Source organism: Roseateles sp. GW823-FHT07B05 (assembly GCF_058794515.1).
The window spans coordinates 334,361-351,165 of sequence record NZ_JBXAGX010000006.1 but is presented as its reverse complement, the minus strand read 5'-3'; the positions used below and the strand labels follow the sequence as shown (position 1 = coordinate 351,165).

14 protein-coding genes are annotated in these 16,805 nt (G+C 71.9%); 9 read left to right on the top strand and 5 right to left on the bottom strand.

Features of this window, described 5'->3' with window-relative positions:
* The first annotated feature begins 114 nt into the window (after nucleotides 1-114).
* Nucleotides 115-1,155, top strand: a complete 1,041-nt coding sequence (locus tag AC1Q7O_RS15940) for a LacI family DNA-binding transcriptional regulator (RefSeq protein WP_492658081.1) — start codon at nucleotides 115-117, stop codon at nucleotides 1,153-1,155.
* Here the strand turns inward: AC1Q7O_RS15940 and AC1Q7O_RS15935 are convergent.
* Nucleotides 1,152-3,533, bottom strand: a complete 2,382-nt coding sequence (locus tag AC1Q7O_RS15935; protein WP_492658080.1) for a TonB-dependent receptor plug domain-containing protein — start codon at nucleotides 3,531-3,533, stop codon at nucleotides 1,152-1,154. The two genes, AC1Q7O_RS15940 and AC1Q7O_RS15935, sit on opposite strands and share 4 nt — an antisense overlap.
* Before the next feature lie 133 nt (nucleotides 3,534-3,666).
* Between AC1Q7O_RS15935 and AC1Q7O_RS15930 the strand changes: the two genes are divergently transcribed.
* The 5 genes from AC1Q7O_RS15930 (at nucleotide 3,667) to AC1Q7O_RS15910 (ending at nucleotide 9,969) form a co-directional block, all read left to right on the top strand.
* Nucleotides 3,667-5,004: an APC family permease gene (locus AC1Q7O_RS15930; RefSeq protein ID WP_492658079.1), complete on the top strand. Its 1,338-nt coding sequence runs from the start codon at nucleotides 3,667-3,669 to the stop codon at nucleotides 5,002-5,004.
* Between the two features lie 22 nt (nucleotides 5,005-5,026).
* Complete coding sequence (locus tag AC1Q7O_RS15925; RefSeq protein ID WP_492662724.1) at nucleotides 5,027-6,208, top strand: benzoate/H(+) symporter BenE family transporter; 1,182 nt, start codon at nucleotides 5,027-5,029, stop codon at nucleotides 6,206-6,208.
* A 117-nt stretch (nucleotides 6,209-6,325) separates the two neighbouring features.
* On the top strand, nucleotides 6,326-7,288 hold the full coding sequence (locus AC1Q7O_RS15920) for a DUF535 family protein (RefSeq protein WP_492662723.1): 963 nt from the start codon (nucleotides 6,326-6,328) through the stop codon (nucleotides 7,286-7,288).
* Nucleotides 7,289-7,339: 51 nt separating this feature from the next.
* On the top strand, nucleotides 7,340-8,287 hold the full coding sequence (gene gshB, locus AC1Q7O_RS15915) for a glutathione synthase (RefSeq protein WP_492658076.1): 948 nt from the start codon (nucleotides 7,340-7,342) through the stop codon (nucleotides 8,285-8,287).
* Nucleotides 8,284-9,969 carry a DUF885 domain-containing protein gene (locus AC1Q7O_RS15910; RefSeq protein ID WP_492658075.1) on the top strand — a complete coding sequence of 562 codons (1,686 nt, stop codon included), beginning with the start codon at nucleotides 8,284-8,286 and terminating at the stop codon, nucleotides 9,967-9,969. Before gshB ends, AC1Q7O_RS15910 begins: the two co-directional genes overlap by 4 nt.
* Before the next feature lie 209 nt (nucleotides 9,970-10,178).
* Here the strand turns inward: AC1Q7O_RS15910 and AC1Q7O_RS15905 are convergent, their stop codons facing one another.
* Together AC1Q7O_RS15905 and AC1Q7O_RS15900 are read right to left on the bottom strand one after the other, a co-directional pair.
* On the bottom strand, nucleotides 10,179-10,880 hold the full coding sequence (locus AC1Q7O_RS15905) for a hypothetical protein (RefSeq protein ID WP_394509062.1): 702 nt from the start codon (nucleotides 10,878-10,880) through the stop codon (nucleotides 10,179-10,181).
* Between the two features lie 2 nt (nucleotides 10,881-10,882).
* Nucleotides 10,883-12,808 carry a hypothetical protein gene (locus tag AC1Q7O_RS15900; protein ID WP_492658074.1) on the bottom strand — a complete coding sequence of 642 codons (1,926 nt, stop codon included), beginning with the start codon at nucleotides 12,806-12,808 and terminating at the stop codon, nucleotides 10,883-10,885.
* A 95-nt stretch (nucleotides 12,809-12,903) separates the two neighbouring features.
* Here AC1Q7O_RS15900 and AC1Q7O_RS15895 point away from each other — a divergent pair, with 95 nt between their 5' ends.
* Entirely contained in the window at nucleotides 12,904-13,191 is a 288-nt protein-coding gene (locus AC1Q7O_RS15895; RefSeq protein ID WP_492658073.1) for a hypothetical protein, read from the top strand.
* A gap of 17 nt (nucleotides 13,192-13,208) precedes the next feature.
* On the opposite strand, the gene AC1Q7O_RS15890 is transcribed toward AC1Q7O_RS15895, so the two are convergent.
* On the bottom strand, nucleotides 13,209-14,423 hold the full coding sequence (locus AC1Q7O_RS15890) for a flavin-dependent oxidoreductase (protein WP_492658072.1): 1,215 nt from the start codon (nucleotides 14,421-14,423) through the stop codon (nucleotides 13,209-13,211).
* A gap of 54 nt (nucleotides 14,424-14,477) precedes the next feature.
* Here AC1Q7O_RS15890 and AC1Q7O_RS15885 point away from each other — a divergent pair, with 54 nt between their 5' ends.
* Nucleotides 14,478-15,014, top strand: a complete 537-nt coding sequence (locus AC1Q7O_RS15885) for a MarR family winged helix-turn-helix transcriptional regulator (RefSeq protein ID WP_492658071.1) — start codon at nucleotides 14,478-14,480, stop codon at nucleotides 15,012-15,014.
* On the top strand, nucleotides 15,011-15,973 hold the full coding sequence (locus AC1Q7O_RS15880; RefSeq protein WP_492658070.1) for a Bug family tripartite tricarboxylate transporter substrate binding protein: 963 nt from the start codon (nucleotides 15,011-15,013) through the stop codon (nucleotides 15,971-15,973). Before AC1Q7O_RS15885 ends, AC1Q7O_RS15880 begins: the two co-directional genes overlap by 4 nt.
* A 6-nt stretch (nucleotides 15,974-15,979) precedes the next feature.
* Here the strand turns inward: AC1Q7O_RS15880 and AC1Q7O_RS15875 are convergent, their stop codons facing one another.
* Nucleotides 15,980-16,798 (bottom strand): TIGR02285 family protein, encoded by an 819-nt coding sequence (locus AC1Q7O_RS15875; RefSeq protein ID WP_492658069.1) that lies wholly within the window; start codon nucleotides 16,796-16,798, stop codon nucleotides 15,980-15,982.
* Nucleotides 16,799-16,805: the final 7 nt, after the last annotated feature.

The window sequence follows — 16,805 nt, the reverse complement described above, 5'->3', positions numbered from 1 at the left end:
GCCGGCCCGTCTGGCGATGTGCGAGCGGCTCGATGCCGCGAGCATCGCCGTCCCCTCGGGGGACCGGCTGGACTCGCCGGCGTTCAGCCGGGGCGAGACCGGACGAGGGGCCCCATGACCACGCGCGGCGGCAGCCCCACCATCGTCGACGTCGCCCGCGAGGCGGGCGTGTCGATCAAGACCGTTTCGCGCGTGCTCAACCATGAGCCCGGTGTGCATGAAAGCACCCGGGATCAGGTGCTCAAGGTGGTGGAGGCACTGCGCTACCGGCCCAAGCAGTCGGCGCGCAGCCTCGCGGGAGGGCGGTCGTTCTTGATCGGCCTGCTCTATTACGACCCCAGCGCGCTGTTCGTCGGCAGCGTGCAGCAAGGCGCCACGCTGCGCTGCCGCGAGCTGGGGTATCACCTCGTCGTCGAGTCGCTGCACAACGATGCGCCCGACCTGCGCCAGCAGATCGACCGCATGGTGATGGCGCTGCGGCCCGACGGCATGATCCTGACGCCGCCGCTGTGCGACAACCCCGAGGTGCTCGCCGCGCTGCGCGAGAGCGGCACGCCCTGCGTGCTGATGTCCCCGGAGCGCGACATCCGCGGCGTGCCCTCCGTGCGCATGGACGACGTCCACGCGGCCGAGGAGATCACCAACCTGCTGCTCAGCCTGGGGCACCGGCGCATCGCCTTCATCAAGGGGCCGCCGGACCAGTCCGCCAGCGCCGCGCGCTTCGAGGGCTTCACGCACGCGCTGCGCACGCATGACGTGGCGCTGGACCCGGAGCTGGTGCAGCCCGGCGCGTTCACGTTCGCGAGCGGCCGCGACGCCGCCCACCAGCTGCTGAGCCGCCGCCAGCGGCCCACGGCCGTGTTCGCGTCCAACGACGACATGGCGCTGGGCGTGCTGGCCGCAGCGCAGCGGCTGGGCCTGTCGGTGCCGGGCGAGCTGTCGGTCGTCGGCTTCGACGATTCGCCCACCGCCGCGCTGGTGTGGCCGCCGCTGACCACCGTGCGCCAGCCCGTCGCCGAGATGGCGCGCACGGCCGTCGAGATGCTGGTGTTCGGCCACAAGGCCGACCCGAGCGCACCGGTCGACGAGACCGAGCTGCACAAGGTGCTGCCGCACGAGCTGGTCGTGCGGGACTCGTCGACGCGCGCCCGTTAGAAGCTCAGCCGGGCGCGGGCGTAGTAGTACGCACCGTTGAAGCCCACCGGCGACAGCACGTCGTACGGGAAGTTGCCGAAGTAGCTGATGTCGGCGATGGAGCGCGTCGGGTATTTGTCCGTCGCGTTGACGGCGCCCAGGCTCAGCGCCAGCGTCCTCGTGACCTGCACCTGGCCCTCCAGGTCCAGCTGCCAGACGGCCGCGTAGGTCTGCGTGGGCACGAAGCCATCGCCGAAATCGAACACCCGCGTGGTGCTGCCGTGGCGCGTGGCGCGGGCCTGCACGGCCCAGATGCCGCCCTGCCAGTTGGCGCTGAGGATGTGGCGCTGGCGCGGTGACGCGTCGGTCAGCGTGTTGATCTCCTCCAGCCCGACGCTGCCGCCGCCGCGCACGGTGGTGCGGTTGACGGAGGCCGTCCAGCCCAGGCTCAGCTCGCCGCCCAGCGCGGCGCCGCGCCACTGCGTGACGAGGTCGGCGCCGCGGGTGCGGGTGTCCAGCGCGTTGGTGAAGAAGTTGACGCCGTCGATGCCGCTCGCGCCGAACTTGGCGGCCAGCTCGTCGGCCAGGCCGTCGCGGCTGATGCGCTGCGACAGCGTGATGCGGTTCTTCACGCGGATGGCGTAGGCGTCCAGCGTGGTGGACCAGGCCTTGCCCGGCTGCCAGCTCAGGCCCAGGCTCGCGTTGCGCGAGGTCTCGGCCTTCAGGTCCTGCGCGCCGAGGTAGCGGGCGATCGGATGGTCCACCGGCAGCGTGCGCACCTGGCTCAGCGTGCCGCCGTCGCCGCGGTCGGTCACCGTGAACGCGAAGCCCTGCTGTGCCAGCGACGGCGCGCGGAAGTTGCTCGATACCGCGCCGCGCAGCGCCAGCGTGCGGTCCAGGGCCAGGCGCGTGGACAGCTTGGCGGTCGTCGCACCGCCGAAGTCGCTGTAGTGGTCGTGCCGCAGCGCGAGGTTGGCCTGCCAGTCGCGCGTCAGGTCGGCGCTGAGGTCCAGGTACGCGCCGGCCACGTTGCGGTGGCGCGTCGTCGCGTCGCCGGCCTGCAGGCCCGGGCCGGCCTGCGCGCCGGCCGGCGCGTCGAAGGTGCCGACCGCATACGACGCCGCGTCGCCCGCGCCGGTCACGAAGCCGTCGCGGCGCAGGTCCAGCCCCGCGGCCAGCGTCAGCGGCCGGGCGAGGCCGGCCACGGCCAGTTCGCGGCTCAGGTCCAGCGTGACGCCGGTGAGCCGGCTGCCGAAGTCGGCCAGGTGGAACTCGCGCGGGCTGGCGGCGCCCAGCGACGCGTTGATCGTGCGGCGCACGCCGTAGTCGAAATCGTTGCGACCGTGGTTCAGCGCCACGTCCACGTCCCAGTCGGCCCAGCTCGTCTTCAGGCCGGCCACCAGCTGCAGGTCGCGGTTGTCGCCGGTGGTCTGCGGGCGGTAGCCGTCGGGGTAGACGGCACCCACGTTGGCGCTGCTGTCCGGGTAGCGGAAGTAGGCCGCGCCCAGCGAGCGGCGCTGCTGCCAGGTGCCGAAGGCATAGGCGCGCGTGCCCGGGGCCACGTCCGCTGCGCCGTTGAACCAGGCCTGCCACTGGTGGGTTTGCGGCTCGCCGGGCGCGTAGTTGCGCTGGCCGACGGTGGCGAGGTTGGCGGCGCTCTGGTCTTCCCACGGCGGCAGCTCGTCCAGGCCGGCGCGGTTGGTGGCGTTGCGGTGCAGGCCTTCCAGGCCGGCGCGCAGGAAGCCGTTGCCGCCCAGCGCCCAACCCTGCGCGACGCGGGCGGACTGCGTCTGCCCGTCGGTCAGCGTGCGGCCGATGGGCTCGAACTTGGTGTGGAAGGCGCCCAGCTCGGTGGTCAGCTCGCCGCCCGCCTTGCGCTCGTCCAGGATGATGTTGACGACGCCCGCAATCGCGTCCGAGCCGTACTGCGCGCCCGCGCCGTCGCGCAGCACCTCGATGCGCGCCACGGCCGACAGCGGGATGGTGTTGAAGTCCACCGGGTTGGTGCCCTTGCCGGTCTTGGACTCCAGGTTGACGACGGCCGACGTGTGGCGGCGCTTGCCGTTGACGAGCACCAGCACCTGGTCGGGCGACAGCCCGCGCAGCTGCGCGGCGCGCACATGGTCGCCGCCGCCGGAGTTGGACTGGCGCGGGAAGTTGAACGACGGCAGCAGCGCCTGCAGCGCGGCGGCGAGGTTGCCGTCGGCACCGGCGGCGCGCAGCACGTCGTCGCGGCTCAGCACGTCCACCGGCACGGCGGTGTCGGCCAGCGTGCGGTCCTTGGCGCGGGTGCCGGTCACGACGACGGCGTCCAGCGCGGTGGGCGAGGCCTGGGCGAAGGCGGCGCTGGCAAGCAGGGCCTGCGAGGCGGCGAGGGCGATGTGGCGGAGGGTGGGCATGCGGGCAGCGGTACAGCGGAACGGGGCCGAGAGCCTAGGGCCAGTTAGCCCCGTCGCTTCAGACAAGTTGCGCATATGCACATGCCGGGCGGCGCGCCGCTAGCATCGCCGGCTTTGCCACGCGCCGCCGCCCATGACCGCCACCCCCCACGCCCCGCCCGAACGCCGCCTCGATGTGCGGCATGCCGGCGCGCTGTGCGTGGGCATGGTCATCGGCGCCGGCATCTTCAAGACCTCGCCCATGGCCGCGCAGGCGCTGGGCGACCCGACGCAGCTGCTGCTGGCCTGGGCGCTGGGCGGCGTGCTGTCGCTCATCGGCGGCCTGTGCTTCGCCGAGCTGGCCGCGGCCTTCCCCGACACCGGCGGCGACTACCACTTCCTGCGCCGCGCCTACGGCCACCGGCTGGGCTTCCTGTTCGCGTGGTCGCGCTTCGCCGTCATCCACACGGGGTCGATGGCGCTGCTGGGTTTCGTCTTCGGCGACTACCTCGCGCAGGTGGTGGACCTGACACCGTGGCTGGGCCCGCATGCCAGCGCGCTGATGGCCGGGGGGCTGATCGTGGGCCTCACGGCACTGAACCTGCTGGGCGTGCGGGTGGGCCTGGGCACGCAGCTGGGCCTGAGCGCCGCCGTGCTGCTGGGCCTGGTGTTGCTGGGCCTGGGCGCCGGCGCGCAGGTGCTGGCCGGCCACGCGCCCGCCACGCCGCCGCCGGCCGCACCGGGCACGGACTGGGGGCTGGCGCTGGTGTTCGTGTTCCTGGCCTACGGCGGCTGGAGCGACGCGGCCACGCTGTCCGCCGAGATGCGCGACCCGCAGCGTGGCATCCAGCGTGCGCTGCTGCTGGGCCTGGCGCTGGTGATGGGCCTGTACCTGCTGGCCAACTGGGCCTATCTGCGCGTGCTGGGCGTGGCCGGCCTGGCCGCCAGCGACGCGCCCGCGGCCGACCTGATGCGCATCGCCTTCGGCCGCGGCGCGGAGCTGCTGATGGTGGGCGTCGTCACGCTGACCGCGCTGTCGGTGATGAACGCGCTGCTGATCGCCGGCCCGCGCACCACCTACGCCGCCGCGCGCGACCTGGCCACCGAATGGCACCTCGCCCGCTGGAACCATGCCCGCGGCACGCCCACCGGCGCCGTGCTGGCCACGGCCGGCGTGGCGCTGGCGCTGGTGGCCTTCGGCGCGTTCACGCGCGGCGGTTTCTCGACGATGGTGGACTACCTGTCGCCGGTGTACTGGTTCTTCATGACGCTGAGCGCGCTGGCCGTCATCGTGCTGCGCCGGCGCGAGCCCGACCGGCCGCGCCCCGTGCGCGTGCCGCTGTACCCGTGGCTGCCGCTGCTGTTCGCCGGCACCAGCGCCTACGTGCTGTGGTCCAGCGTCGTCTACGTGAAGGCCGGCGCGGTCGTCGGCGTGGTGGTGCTGGCCGTCGGTGCGCTGCTGCTGTGGGGGCACGGCCGGCGCTCGCGCTGACCCCGCCGCTATGCTGGGCCGCATGCGCCCGCTGCTGAAAGACTTCTCCCCCTCCACCGTCGTCGCCGGCTTCGTTGCCGTGCTGGTGGGCTACACCAGTTCCGTCGCCATCATCTTCCAGGCCACCGTCGCCTTGGGCGCCACGCCGGCGCAGACGGCCTCGTGGCTGTGGGCGCTGGGCCTGGGCATGGGGCTGACCAGCCTGGCCCTGAGCCTGTGGACGCGCCAGCCGGTGCTGACGGCCTGGTCCACCCCCGGTGCGGCGCTGCTGGCGTCCACGTCCGGCGTGGAGATGCCCGAGGCCATCGGCGCCTTCATCGTCTGCGGGCTGCTGATGGTCTGGGCCGGCGCCAGCGGCTGGTTCGAGAAGCTGATGGACCGCATCCCCGTATCAATAGCCTCCGCGCTGCTGGCCGGCGTGCTGGCGCGCTTCGGGCTGGATGCCGTCGGCAGCGTGAAGACCGACCCCGGACTCGTGCTGGCGATGGCCTCCGCCTATCTGCTGGGCCGGCGCTGGTGGCCGCGCTACGCGGTGCCCGGCGTGCTGCTGGTGGGCGTGGCCTATGCGCTGGGCGAGGGGCGGCTCAGCTTTGCGGGGCTGGACACGTCGCAGCTGTGGGCGCTGCCGGTGTGGACCTCGCCGACGTTCACGTGGCATGCCGCCATCGGCGTCGCGCTGCCGCTGTTCATCGTCACCATGGCCTCGCAGAACCTGCCCGGCGTGGCAGCCCAGCGCGCCAGCGGCTACCAGACGCCGGTGTCCGCATCCATCGCCGTCACCGGCGCGGCCACCACGCTGCTGGCGCCGTTCGGCGGCTATGCGCTCAACCTCGCCGCCATCACGGCGGCCATCTGCATGGGTCGCGAAGCGCATGAGGACCCGGCGCGGCGCTACACGGCGGCCATCGCGGCCGGCCTGTTCTACGTGCTGCTGGGCCTGGCCGGCGGCGCCGTGGCGCTGCTGCTGGCGGCCTTCCCGCCCGAACTCGTGAAGGCCATCGCCGGCCTGGCGCTGCTGGGCACCATCGCCGGTGCGCTGGCCGCGGCGCTGAAGGACGAGGCGCACCGCGATGCGGCGCTGCTGACCTTCCTCGTCTGCCTGTCGGGCCTGAGTCTGCTGGGCATCGGCGCCGCGTTCTGGGGCGTCGTGGCCGGCGGCGTGGCGACGGTGGTGGCGAACTGGCGGCGCGCGCCCCGCGGCTAGCTCTTTTTCTGGACGGCATGCCCCTCGGATCGAGGGGCGGCCACGCGTGCGACTGGCTCGTGGATTGCTTGGTTATGCCGAGCTGCCGCAATGACGCGGCCAGCGCAGCCGCACGGGATGGCCTTGAACCACGCCGCCGCCTCCGACGCCGACGACGACCTGCCGCCACCCCGCGGCCTGCAGTGGCTGCAGCGCATGGCGGGCCATGCCTGGCAGCAGGCCCGCGCCGAGGGCCTGGCCGACGGGCTGCGCGTGCTGCTGGGCGCCGGCCGCCTGCTCGGCGAGCGCGACAGGCTGGGCGAGCTGTTCGCCATCCCCGCCTACGCGCAGCTGATGGCCGCCCAGCCCCGGGCGGACGCGCTGTTTTTCATCAGCCACCGGCACTTCCTGTCGCGCGGCTTCGGCACTGCCCAGCGGCTGGGCTGCGCGCTGGACCACTTCCGCTTCGAGCAGGCGCGCTTCATGCCGGCGCTGCTGCCCCTGCTGCATGCCGAGGGCCTGCGGCTGTGGCGCGGCGCCGAAGGCTGGGAGATACGCCTGCGCTCCAACGCCGCCACCCGCCACGAAGGCCCGCTCAGCCTGGTGCTGTGCGAGGGCGGCCAGATGGTGCATGAGCTGTCGTTTGGCTGCGTCGATGCACAGCGGCTGTGCGGCGGGGCCGGGCGCGCGCCGGTGCTGTTCGCGACACGCAGCCAGTCGAGCCGCTCCGATGCGCCCGCGCTGGCGCGCTTTCGCGCCGCGTTCCCGCAGAACTCGCCGGCCTATTTCGCGCTGGCCGCGCTGAACGGCGTGGCGCAGGCGCTGGGGCTGGCGCGCATCGTCGGCGTGCGCGGCGCCTGCCAGATCGCCTTCGAACCCGGGTACCGGGCCGGCTTCCAGCGCTCCTACGACGACTTCTGGGCAGGCTTCGGCGGCCGGACCTTCGGCGCCCACGGCCTGCAGATGCCGGTGCCGGTGGCCCTGACGCCGCTGCACGAGCTGCCCGCCAGGCACCGCGCGCGGGCGCGTCAGCGGCGCGAGCACTGGTGCGGCATCGCCGCGGCCGCGGAGGCCGGGATGAAGCCCTACCTGCGCGGCTGACGGCGCCCCTGTGCAACACTGGCCGGCGCTGAAACCCCCGAGCGCCCGACCATGAAGCTGCTGTTCGTTGCCGACCCGCTGGCCACCTTCAAGACCTACAAGGATTCCACCTTCGCGATGATGCGCGAGGCCGCCAGGCGCGGCCACACGCTGCTGGCCTGCGAGCCGCAGCAACTCGTGTGGCTGCGCGGCGGCCGCGTGACGGCGCGCGGCGCCGTGCAGATCGCGCTGACCGGTGATGCTGACGACTGGTACACGGTCGCGGCCACCGCCGACGTGGCGCTCGCCGACGTCGACGCCGTGCTGATGCGCAAGGACCCGCCGTTCGACAGCGAGTTCTTCTACACGACCCACCTGCTCAGCCAGGCCGAGCGCGAAGGCGCCCGCGTGTTCAACCGTGCCAGCGCACTGCGCGAGCACCCCGAGAAGCTGGCCATCCTCGAGTTCCCCGAGTTCATCTCGCCGACGCTCGTCACGCGCTCCGCGGCCGAGATCCGCGCCTTCCACGCCGAGCACCGCGACATCATCCTGAAGCCGCTGGACGGCATGGGCGGCATGGGCATCTTCCGCGTGAAGGACGACGGCCTGAACCTGGGCGGCATCATCGAGACGCTGAACAAGGACGGCGCGCAGACCGTGATGGTGCAGCGCTTCATCCCCGCCATCGCCGAGGGCGACAAGCGCATCCTCATCATCGGCGGCAAGCCGGTGCCGCACTGCCTGGCGCGCATCCCGCAGGGCGGCGAGGTGCGTGGCAACCTGGCGGCCGGCGGCAAGGGCGTGGCCCGGCCGCTGACGGCGCGGGACCGCGAGATCGCCGAGTACCTGGGCCCCATCCTCGCCGCGCGCGGCCTGCTGCTGGTGGGCCTGGACGTCATCGGCGAGAACGTCACCGAGATCAACGTGACCAGCCCGACCTGCTTCCAGGAGATCACCGACCAGAGCGGCTTCGACGTCGCGAAGATGTTCATCGACGCGCTGGAAGAGGCCCTGGCATGAAGCGCCGCGACTTCGTGGCCCTGGGCCTGGCCGTGCCCGCCCTGCCCGCGTTGGCCGAAGACCGCGCGTTCGACACGCTGGCCGAGTCCTTCCTCGAAGCGCTGTGGCAGCAGGACCCCGATGCCGCCGTGGCCGCGGGCCGCTTCGAGTTCGCCGGCCGCCTGCGCCTGCCCGGCGCCGCGCAGCGGGCCGCAATGCGTGGCTTCCTGGCGGGCTGGCTGAAGCGCTTCCAGGCCGTGCCCGAGGCCAGCCTCGGCACCGCCCAGCGCATGGACCGCGCGATGCTGCTCGCCAAGATCGAGAGCGACCTGTGGCGGCTGGACACGCTGCGCGAATGGGCCTGGAACCCGTCGGAGCACAACCCCGCCTCGCCCATCGACCTGGTGCTGAACACCGACTGGGCGCCGGTGCAGGAGCGCGTCAAGGCGCTGCAGCCGCGCCTGCGGCAGCTGCCGGCCTTCTACGCCGAGGCGCGCAAGAGCCTGTCGGGCGTCACGCGCGAGCACACCGAGCTGGCGCTGCAGCAGGCGCCGGGCGTGCTGTCGGTGCTGGAAGACCTGGAGTCCCACGCGCAGCAGCAGGGCCTGGGTGCGCTGATGCAGCCCGACCTGGACAAGGCCCGCCGCGCCGTGGCCGGCTACCAGGCGCACCTGAAGACGCTGCTGCCGGGTGCCAAGCGCAGCTTCCGCCTCGGCGCGGCGCTGTACGAGCCCAAGTTCCGGCACGACGTGCAGTCCGCCCGCAGCGCCCGCGAGACCTACGAGCTGGCGCTGGCGCGCCGCGAGGCGGTGCTGGACGGCATGCTGACGCAGGCCCGCGCGCTGTGGCCCGCCGTCATCGGCACCGAGGCACCGCCGGCCGACCGCTTCGCGCTGATCGGCCGCGTCATCGCCAAGCTCAGCGAGAAGCATGTGGCGCGCGAGCGCTTCGTCGACGAGATCCGTGCGCAGATCCCGCAGCTGGAAGCCTGGATACGCCAGCACGACCTGCTGACGCTGGACCCGGCCAAGCCGCTGAAGGTGCGCGAGACGCCGGTCTACCAGCGCGGCATCGCCGGCGCCAGCATCGAGGCGCCCGGCCCCTACCGGCCGCAGGACAGCACCTACTACAACGTCACGCCGCTGGACGAGCTGACGCCCGAGCAGGCCGAGAGCACGCTGCGCGAGTACAACCACTGGATCCTGCAGATCCTCAACATCCACGAGGCCGTTCCGGGGCACTACACGCAGCTGGTCTACGCCAACCAGGTGCCCAGCAAGGTCAAGGCGCTGTTCGGCAATGGCGCCATGGTGGAGGGCTGGGCCGTCTACGGCGAGCTGATGATGCTGGAGAGCGGCTACGGCGCATCACCCGAGATGACGCTGATGTGGGGCAAGTGGCACCTGCGCTCGGTCACCAACACCATCCTCGACTACAGCGTGCACGTGCTGGGCATGGAACGCCAGGCCGCGCTGGACCTGCTGACCCGCCAGGCCTTCCAGACCGAGCGCGAGGCCGCCGAGAAGTGGCGCCGCGTGCAGCTGACGTCGGTGCAGCTGACGAGCTACTTCAGCGGCTTCAGCGAGATCCACGCGCTGCGCGAGCAGCTGAAGGCCCGGCCGGGCTTCCAGCTCAAGGCCTTCCATGAGAAGTTCCTGAGCTATGGCAGCGCGCCGGTGCGGTTGATTGCGGCCGAAATGTGAGCCCCTCGCTCAGTCTTGCCTGCTGAACGCGGCAAGCCTGATCGGTCCCCCGAGGGGACGGCGATGCTTGCGGCATTGAGCCGCAAGCACATCGCCCGCAGGCCGGCTTGGGGCCGCCCGGCGCTCGGCCTGCGTGCCGGGCACGGTGACGCTTTAGATGCGGAGCTGAGGTGCCTGGAATCGCATGCTCGTCGTTTTATGCCGCGCTGCTATTCATCCGTGTTGTGAGGCCTTGTCGCTTCTAGCTCCTCATCATTCTTTTCAATCCAATGTTCTAGCGCGGTCCATGCATCTGCCCACTCGTGGTTGTACTCAACCTCGAACACAACCAAGCAAGCACGGAGCGCTTCTTCATGACTTCCCCCATGAACATCAGCCCAACGACTGGCAAAGGTGGTGATGTGGTTCCGCTCGTCTGAGCTTGAATAGCCGCCAAGCACGCCTTCGCAATTGGGATGTGCGCTCTCGCAGAGCCCGTCGTACCAAGAGCGCAGCCCGGGGTAGCGCTTATTTGCGGAGTCCAGAACGACGAGGACTCCAATTGCCTCATGAGAGGTCGAATTGTCCCGAGACCCGATAAGCAAGCGAGAGGTCTTCTGGGAAAAGTCATGGAAGCTCAGGTTGCCTGCAACCACCGAGCGCATAGCTTTGTTGAGGTAGACAAGGACCGCCAATGTCTCGAAAGCGGATCGAAGGAGAATCCGCGCGCCAAGCAGGCCTTGGTTCTTTGAAAGCAGCAAAGACTGCTCAAGAAGCTCTTGGATTCGCCATGCGACAGCTTCACGCAGCAGCAAGGAGCGCCACGGCGCCTTCCACTTGTGCGCAAGCTTGCTGCGCGCGAAAAGGCCGCCAACATCTACTTGTTGGCAAAGTGAGTTCTTCAGGCTGCTGATGGCGGACTCAATGTTCATGATCAAAGGCCAAACCTGTCATGCACCCTCGGTGGCGACGCCTCCTCATCATCCGCCACCCACACCGGCCCCGCCTGGTCATTGCGCCGCCACTGCCGTGGCACCCGGTCCAGCGCGATGAACCACGCCGTCAGCTCGCCCTTCGCATCGATGCGAAAGCGCAGGAAGCCCTTGTGGTCCTGCCCGTCCAGCGCCGAGTAGCCGTTGTTGGTCAGGTAGCCCAGCCACGACATGCCGGCCAGGTAGGCGCCGAAGATGAACGCGCCCGCCAGCCCGCCCAGGCTGAACACCCACAGCCCCACGAGGCAGGAGTGCACGATGAGGCCGGCGGGCGTCGTGCGGTCGGCGATCCAGCCCAGCTCGCCGACGAGCTGGTGGCCCCAGAACTCCAGGCTGTAGACGGCCAGCACGTGCACCGCGGCGTGCAGCGCGCCCACGCCCCACATGATGATCCAGCGGCACACCGCGTTCACCGTGGGCGGCAGCTCGTGCACCGTCTCGCGGCCCATGACCATGCAGCCGAAGGCCATCAGCAGGTTGATCAGGAAGCCCAGCGGGCTGAACACCATCGCCTTGAGCCACAGCAGGAAGACGTGGCCGTACTCGCCCATGCCGAAGCGCCACATCGCGCGGAAGCCGTCAGGCTCGAACGAGTCGACGAAGGGCGTGGAGTTCAGGTAGGCGTTGAACCAGTACAGCGCGCCCAGCAGCACGGCGAACCACGCGTTGCCGCCACCGCCGCTGGCGTCGCGGCGGAACAGCGCCAGCAGGTTGCCCTTGCAGCCGTCGCGCGAGGCGTCGGCGCTCGGGAAGGCCGTGGCCTCCTGGCGCTCGAACTCGCAGCCGGGGTGGTCCTGCTCGGTCAGGCCGATGGCCAGCGCCGGGCGTGACGTGAACGGCTCCGGCGGGATGCAGTCCTGCGTGTCGAATTCCTGCAGCCGCACCGGCCGCGTCGTCGGTTTGGTGTGCGTGGGGTGCGTGAACGCGCCGCCGGTGCCGCAGATCACGAGGCGCCCCCACGACACCGAGTCCCAGCGCAGGTAGTGGTGCAGGTCGCCGGCCAGCCGCAGCTTGATGCGCCCGCGCAGCAGGCCCTCCAGCCGCTGGTAGCGCTTGGGGTGGCTGTCGTCGGCGCCGTCGCCGATGGGGCGGGTCCAGTAGGGCTCGGGGTAGATCAGCAGCACGCGGTCGTCGTCGGCGATGCGGTACTCGTGGCCGTCGTCGGTGACGAGGCCGCGCTCGCTGAGCAGCGCCTCGAACTGCTCGTACTGGTCGCGGTCGATGTCGTGGTCCAGCGCGAAATCCAGCCCCAGCGCCCACCAGCCGCCGGGCAGCTTCACGCAGAAGTAGGTCTGCCGCTGCGGGATCTTGGCGCCCAGCAGCGGCGCCGAGTCGTTGCGGCGCGTGAAGTAGCGGCTGAAGGTGGACACCGAGTCCATCCAGTCGTGGTTCTGCGGAATGGCGGCCAGCGTCAGCCGCCGGCCGCGCACGAGCGTGGGTTCGTGGCTGTTGCGCACCGCCTCGAACATCTCGACGAAGCGGTAGCGGTAGTCCTGCGTGCTGGCGGCCGGGTAGGCCAGGTCGCCGCCGAACAGCAGCAGCGAGGCGCGCGGCAGCCGCTCGCCGCCCAGCGTCAGCTCATCGGCCAGCGCGGCGCTGGCGACGGCGTAGCAGGCGTTGCCGCCGTCGCCCGTGTCGGCGATGAAGTCGAACCAGCACTCACCCGTGAAGTCGCCCGCCGCCTCGGGCTGGCTGCGGTCGATGACCTTCATCGGCGTCGGCTGGCTCTCGCGGCCGTCGCGGTTGCGCAGCTGGTCCAGCGACGACAGCACCTGCTGCGCCGCGGTCCACAGCACGTCGGGCTGGTACCAGGCGACCGGGTGGCGTTCGTGGGGCGGCTGGGTGCGGCCGAGCTTTTGGCGGGACATGGAGCGCGATGATCGTCGCCCGCGCGGCGGCGTCAACTCCCACCGGCGCCAGGCGCGCTACCCTTGCGGTGCCTTGCACCACCCGGAGCCCCCGCATGACCCACCCCGACACGCCGAAAGACGGCGACTTCGCCGCGTTCCTTGAGCGCAAGGTTGCCGACGCGCTGGTGGCCGGCGCAGCCGCCGTGGCGCCCGCGCCGCCGGAGCCGCACGCCGCGGAGCAGACCCTCGACGACGTGCTCATCAACGGTGAGGAGCCGAGACCGGCGTTGCTGGAGGAGATCAATGCGCTCGAATCCGCCGCGCCGCTGTCGGACGAGGAACTGGCCCGGCAGGCGCTGGAGCACCCGGGGGCCGATGGCGACCCCAGCACGCCGGAGTAGCTCCGCCGTGCAGACGCCTAGTGCCGCACCTGGTGCCCGGCGGCCGCCTTGTAGGCGTTGATCTCGGCGGCCACCTCGGCGGGCGCGATGACGTCTTCCAGCCGCGCGAAGCCGTCAGGTGCCAGCGCCTCGACGCGGTCCAGGATGGCGTCCAGGCCTTCCCGGCGGTTCATCTCGACGATGCGGGCGCAGAACGGCCGGCGCTCGTCCTCATAGGCGGCCAGCGCCGTGTCCAGGTCGGCGTGGCGGGTCAGCGCGTCGGCCAGCGCCTGTGCGTCCATGATGGCCTGCGTCGCGCCGTTGGAGCCGATGGGGTACATCGGGTGCGCCGCGTCGCCCAGCAGCGTCGTCGGCCCCAGCCGCCAGCGCGGCAGCGGGTCGCGGTCCACCATGGGCCACTCCAGCATCTGCTCGGCGCGCGTGATGAGGCCCGGCACGTCCAGCCAGTCGAAGTGCCAGCGGCCGAAGGTGGGCAGCAGGTCGTCCAGCCGGCCCGCGCGGCTCCAGTCGGCGCGGTCGGGCGCCGTGAGGCCCGGCGTGGGGGGCTGCACGCGGCGGTCGGCAATCCAGTTGATGAGCTGCAGGCCGTCGGCCTCGCGCGGCACGCCGATGGGGTAGACGACGAACTTGGCCTGGCTGTGGCCGGCCTGCACCATCGTGCGGCCGTCCAGGAAGGGCGGCGCCCACGTCGTGCCGCGCCACATCATGACGCCGCGCCAGCACGGCGCGCCCTCGTCGGGCGCGAGGCGCTTGCGCAGCGCGGAATGGATGCCGTCGGCGCCGACGATGAGGTCGGCCGCCTGCTCGCGCGGGCCGTCAGGCGTGTCGATGAGCGCCACGTTGCCGTCGCGCACGCCGGTGACGCGCTGGCCGCTGAGCACCGTCAGCCTGGCCGACGCCTCGCGCCACAGCGTCATCTGCAGCTCGCCGCGGTGGATGCTGAACTGCGGGTGGCTGTAGCCGCCGGCCAGGCCGCGCGGGTCGCGGTAGATGGCCTGGCCATGCTTGTTGGCGAAGACGAGCGCCGCCGTCTCGACGGCCATGCCGCGCAGCGCTGGCAGCAGCCCCAGGTCGGCCAGCACGGCCACCGCGTGCGGCAGCAGGTTGATGCCCACGCCCAGCGGCCGGGGCTCGCGCACGGCCTCCAGCACGGTGACGTCATGCCCCCGCGCCTGCAGCGCCAGCGCCGCCGTCAAACCGCCAATGCCGCCGCCTGCAATGATGATCTTCATCAAGTCAGGGTAAGCGAGATTGTTGCAGTAAGCAACTAAAACTAGCCTGACTCCGTGAGCAAAGCCGACGCCCCTGCCGACATCACGCCCGAGGGGCTGATGCTGCCCGTGCCCGGCGTGGACTACGGGCTGCTGGACGGCCTGCTGGGCTACGCGCTGCGCCGCGCGCAGAACGCGCTGTACCTGGACTTCGACCGCGCCGCGGCCGAGTGGGACGTCAGCCCGCAGCGCTTCGCGGCGCTGGTGCTCATCGCCCGCAACCCCGGCATGCGCCAAGGCCTGCTGGGCCAGGCCATGGGCCTGCACCGTAGCGGCGCGCTGCGCCTGACCGACTGGCTCACCGCGCAGGGCTGGGCCGAGCGCCGCGACGCACCCGACGACGCGCGCGCCTGGGGCCTGCACCTCACGGCGGCCGGCAAGCGCCGCGTGGCGAAGCTGGAGGCCGCCGTGGCCGCGCATGACCGCGCGCTGCTGGCCGGGCTCGGCGAGCAGGGCCCTGCATTGAAGGCGGCACTCGACCGCCTCGCCTGGGTGGCCACCGCGCAAAGCACCACCCCCGAGAAACCAACGACAAGGAGACAGAAATCATGATCGACCGCCGCCACCTGCTGGCCTCTCTCGCGGCGCTGCCGCTGGCCGCCCGCGCGCAGGGCCAGCCGCCGCGCATCCTCGTGGGCTTCCCGGCCGGCGGCTCGGTGGACGCCACCGCGCGCCGCTTCGCCGACTTCGCACGCGGCAAGATCGCCGACACCGTGCTCGTCGAGCAGAAGGTGGGCGCCGGCGGCCGCATCGCCATCGCCGGGCTGAAGGACGCCGCGCCCGACGGGCAGACGCTGCTGATCAGCCCGTCGTCGATGTTCACGATCTACCCGCACGCCTACCGCAAGCTGGCCTACAACCCGGCGGTGGACGTCGTCGCCGTCGCGCCGCTGGCGCTGTCGACCTGCGGCTTCGGCGTCGGCCCCATGGTGCCGGCCGGCGTGAAGACGCTGGCGCAGTTCGCCGACTGGGCCAAGACCAATGCCGACAAGGCCGCCTACGCGTCGCCGGCCGCCGGCGCCATGCCGCACTTCCTGGGCAACCAGTTCGAGCGCGCGGCCGGCCTCAAGCTCACGCACGTGCCCTACCGCGGCGCTGCACCGGGCATGCAGGACCTGATGGGCGGCCAGATCCCGTCAGGCTGCTTCTCCATCGGCGACTTCCTGCCCCACCTGGCCAGCGGCCGCGTGCGGCTGCTGGGCGTGACGGACAAGGCCCGTTCGCGCTTCGCGCCCGACGTGGCGACATTCGAGGAGCAGGGCTTCAAGGGCATCGTCGGCGTGGAGAGCTACGGCCTGTTCGTGCCGGCGAAGACGCCACAGGCTGTCATCGACAAGCTGGCCGACGCGGCCCGCGCCGCGGTGCGCGAGCCCGTCGTCATCGAGGCACTGGCCAAGCTGGGCTTCGAGCCGCTGAGCCTGCCGCCGGCCGACTACGCGAAGCGCCTGGCCGCCGAGCGCGAGTACTGGGGGCCGGTGGTCAAGGCGTCGGGCTTCTCGTCGGACGACTGAGCGCCGTCACGGCGACGCCGACGCGCTGCTGAGCCCGTTCTGCCAGGCTGGCTCCGCCAGCACGGCGTTGGCGCGCCGCACGATCGCCGCGCCCAGCTCGCCGCGCGCACACGCCACGTGGCCCTGGCGCGCGGTGGCCTGCTCCACCAGCGGCAGCAGCCGCAGCTCGTCCAGCTTCAGCCCGTGCGCGGCGGCCAGCGCGGCGGGCTCGAACGGCAGCATCAGCACACCGTCCACGCGGCCCAGCTCCAGCATGCGCAGCAGGTTGAGGGCCGGGTTCTGGCTGCTGACGCGCTCTACGCGGCGGGCCGGCAGCGCGGCGACGACGTCGTCCACCGCCGCCCCGTAGGCGCGGCCCTCGGCCAGGCCCAGCTTGAGCTCGGGGTTGTTCAGCCAGCCCTGCAGCGACAGCCGGCCCTTGGCGTCGCGCAGCGGGGCCAGCGGCGCCAGGTCGGCCCGGCGCACCAGCAGCCCCGGCGCCACCTGGATGGGGAAGGGCGCCGAGAAGGTCAGGAAGGACTCGCGCTCCGCGTTCTTCAGCATGCCGAAGGCGCAGGCATTGGGCAGGCTGCGCAGGCTGGCCTCCATCCGCTTGGGCGGCACGGTGACGATGCGGTGCTGGTAGCCCGCCAGCCGCGGCAGCAGCCGGGCCAGCGCCTGGTCCAGCACGCCGCGGTCCTGCAGGGGGCCCTGGGTGATGTAGAGCGGTGGCAGCTCGTAGCGCAGCCACTGCACCTCCGGCTCGGCCGCGGCCGCCACCTGCGCCAGCAGCGCGAGGGCAGCGGCGACGCAGGCGCGGGGGCGGAGCAGGGTGGGCAAGGCCATGCGTGAT

Coding starts and splice junctions, on each gene's coding strand:
- AC1Q7O_RS15940 (WP_492658081.1), top strand. CDS start 115: ATGACCACGCGCGGCGGCAGCCCCACCATCGTCGACGTCGCCCGCGAG.
- AC1Q7O_RS15935 (WP_492658080.1), bottom strand. CDS start 3,533: ATGCCCACCCTCCGCCACATCGCCCTCGCCGCCTCGCAGGCCCTGCTT.
- AC1Q7O_RS15930 (WP_492658079.1), top strand. CDS start 3,667: ATGACCGCCACCCCCCACGCCCCGCCCGAACGCCGCCTCGATGTGCGG.
- AC1Q7O_RS15925 (WP_492662724.1), top strand. CDS start 5,027: ATGCGCCCGCTGCTGAAAGACTTCTCCCCCTCCACCGTCGTCGCCGGC.
- AC1Q7O_RS15920 (WP_492662723.1), top strand. CDS start 6,326: ATGGCCTTGAACCACGCCGCCGCCTCCGACGCCGACGACGACCTGCCG.
- gshB (WP_492658076.1), top strand. CDS start 7,340: ATGAAGCTGCTGTTCGTTGCCGACCCGCTGGCCACCTTCAAGACCTAC.
- AC1Q7O_RS15910 (WP_492658075.1), top strand. CDS start 8,284: ATGAAGCGCCGCGACTTCGTGGCCCTGGGCCTGGCCGTGCCCGCCCTG.
- AC1Q7O_RS15905 (WP_394509062.1), bottom strand. CDS start 10,880: ATGAACATTGAGTCCGCCATCAGCAGCCTGAAGAACTCACTTTGCCAA.
- AC1Q7O_RS15900 (WP_492658074.1), bottom strand. CDS start 12,808: ATGTCCCGCCAAAAGCTCGGCCGCACCCAGCCGCCCCACGAACGCCAC.
- AC1Q7O_RS15895 (WP_492658073.1), top strand. CDS start 12,904: ATGACCCACCCCGACACGCCGAAAGACGGCGACTTCGCCGCGTTCCTT.
- AC1Q7O_RS15890 (WP_492658072.1), bottom strand. CDS start 14,423: ATGAAGATCATCATTGCAGGCGGCGGCATTGGCGGTTTGACGGCGGCG.
- AC1Q7O_RS15880 (WP_492658070.1), top strand. CDS start 15,011: ATGATCGACCGCCGCCACCTGCTGGCCTCTCTCGCGGCGCTGCCGCTG.
- AC1Q7O_RS15875 (WP_492658069.1), bottom strand. CDS start 16,798: ATGGCCTTGCCCACCCTGCTCCGCCCCCGCGCCTGCGTCGCCGCTGCC.